Here is a 2,323-nt window from a genome sequence, read left to right as displayed (position 1 = left end):
CGGGGCGCAGGCCATCGGTGAGGAAGTAGTTGGCCAGGGCCTGGTTGCCCTGGGCGAGGTTGACGTCGCCGAGCCAGGTGGAGATGGCGGCGATGCTGTAGGTGGGGGCGGACAGGAGGGTGTTGTTCAGGGCGCTCGGGCCGGCCGAGGTGGCGTCGGGGATCAATTCGCTCGTAGGGACAGGATTCGTGATGACTACGCCTTTGAAGAAGTTCGTCTCCGTTCCGTTGGCTGCTTGTCCCAATGGCACCGTGAGGGTCTCATGAATGGAGCCGTCGCTCGCGGTCGATACTTCCGTCAGGGTTTGATGTGCAAAGTCAACGTTGCGGGCGATCGAACTTCCGTCATCGAAGGTCTGGACCCTCTGGTTCAACAATGGCATGCCGTTGCCGTCCAAGACTAGGAAAGTGCGGCTGCCGTCAGCGTTGGCGGTCACCTCGGTGCGCTCAATCAGTCTGTTGGCCGCGTCGAAGCGCAACGTCCGGCCCGAGTGATCAAGGTTTTGCGTTTCGAGCACGCGCTCGCCGTTGCGATATACCAGTGTGGAGGTCAGCGAATCGCCGTCGTCCCTCTCGCTCCATTCAGTGATGTCGTCAGCTTGGTCCAAGCGGTAAGCCAGACGCCCGCGCACTGCATTGGCATTGGTGCCGCTCACATGGCTCATTGCGCTGGCGTACCGGTTCCAATAGTCAGAGTTGCGTGAAAGAGCAGCCGCCCCCTTCTCCCCGACAAAGGTTTCCAGCCCAGTCCCATTCAATCCCAATCGCCGACCTTGGCTTTCGACGTCGAGCAACAGTCTCTCTACTTGCGTGAGGCGTTGGGTGTCCAGAGCACTTAAACTGGCTTGCGGGTCGCCGCCAAGCTCCCTGCGATAGGCGCGTAGGCCGGCGTACCAGCCCTGAACTTCTGTCTGCATCTGCGTGGTGATGTACAACTCGAAGCGCTGCTCGGCGCTGAGTTCAGGTCTATAGCTCAGATTGCGCAGTTGATCGTTGTCGATAAGAACCTGAGCCCGCGCATAGTGATCGACCTCGTGGCTGAAGACATTGAGGACCGAAGCGCGCGTTCCTCTGCTCAAAGCGCCAAGTGTGGCACTGCCGCCAATGATCCACGCGGGATCGATCACCAAGGCCATTCGCCCGCGATCTTCTGGGCGACCCGAGGTGTAGTCGAAAAACGCACCTGCGCCGATCTGCTGCAACTCGAGGCCCTCAGCCATACGAATGACCAAATCGTTGCGATCGGTCGCTTGGGTGAGCGCCAAGTTAAGTTCTTGATTCTGATTTGCTGCCTCCACCAATCTTTGCAAAGCCACGAAATTCACATTCGTTGTGCTTCGAAGAGAAGCAAAAATCGCACTGTCAATTGAGAAGATGGTCATCTGCAAGGTCCCTGTAGTTAAATCTGTCGCCAACATAAATCAATGCAACGCATCCGCCGACAAAATTAAGCGACAGCGAAGGCGTAGTTTTAGAAAGAGCGAGAGCAAATGGTCGTCCGCCGAAATCATGGCGATCCCATTGACTAGGTAGCAGAGGATGTGCAAGTCCATCTATCCCTGCATAGAGGTACAAATCCAAGTACCCTTCTACCGCGCGACTGTCGACGCATTTTTGTTTATAGGGAAATCGCACAGTCAGCAGCCCGCGCCACGTCATTTCGCTGTTGCGAGACTCTTGCCCATCGTAGAGATACTCCGCGCTTACCCCCCCTTCTGCAAATACTCCTTGGGGCGCCGCATACACGCGGAACTTGTCGGTAGCGGAGGTTCTGGGAATCGGGTGAGGCAAGATCTCTCGGCGCCCTGGCTCTGTTCCCAATACCGCAAACACACGGCGCCTATCGGCAAACAGTCCTGGTTCTTCGTAGAGGCGCAAGATGCCATCCAAGATCGCTCTAACTTCGGGACTCAGGCGCCGAGTGCTTTCTTCTTTTGAGTAGCCCAGCTTGTCGCCGTCTTTAGGACGGTATGGAAGCGAAGACGGCAAAGGCTCGCGTTTGCTGAGATCACGGCCTTGCGCTACTCCTTGAGGTACGACCGGGTCTGCTGGCAGTGGCGCATTCGCGCAACTGCTGGTTGCAAGTACCAAGGCGAGTTGCAGCGGCACGCACCAACTGATGATGGTGGTGTTCTTCACGCGCAAATCTTCCAGATGGTGTGATTGCTACTGTCCCGGTCGAAGGTATGGGCACCGTCGCCGCCGACGGCGATCTCGATGTGGCTCTCGGCCATGTCGAGCGTGACGCCTGCACTGCCGACGACCTGGACCACGTCGAGCCCTTCGCCGCCGTCGAGGAAGGTATCGGCGGCATCGACCAGCAG

Annotated in this window: 3 protein-coding genes; all 3 read right to left on the bottom strand. The window is 57.8% G+C overall.

Annotated features, from left to right (window positions below):
* A partial coding sequence (locus A8M77_RS34865) for a hypothetical protein (RefSeq protein WP_143694916.1) occupies positions 1-1,381 on the bottom strand: 1,381 nt, incomplete at its 3' end.
* Positions 1,362-2,138: a hypothetical protein gene (locus A8M77_RS35935; protein WP_143694915.1), complete on the bottom strand. Its 777-nt coding sequence runs from the start codon at positions 2,136-2,138 to the stop codon at positions 1,362-1,364. The genes A8M77_RS35935 and A8M77_RS34865, both read right to left, overlap by 20 nt.
* Positions 2,135-2,323 (bottom strand): hypothetical protein (locus tag A8M77_RS36360; RefSeq protein ID WP_158101063.1); only part of this gene is annotated, 189 nt, incomplete at its 5' end. The genes A8M77_RS36360 and A8M77_RS35935, both read right to left, overlap by 4 nt.

It is taken from the genome of Variovorax sp. JS1663 (genome assembly GCF_002157355.1).
Taxonomy (GTDB): Bacteria; Pseudomonadota; Gammaproteobacteria; order Burkholderiales; family Burkholderiaceae_C; genus Variovorax.
Note: the sequence above shows the minus strand (reverse complement) of the source record. Positions and strands in the feature narration are given on the sequence as shown.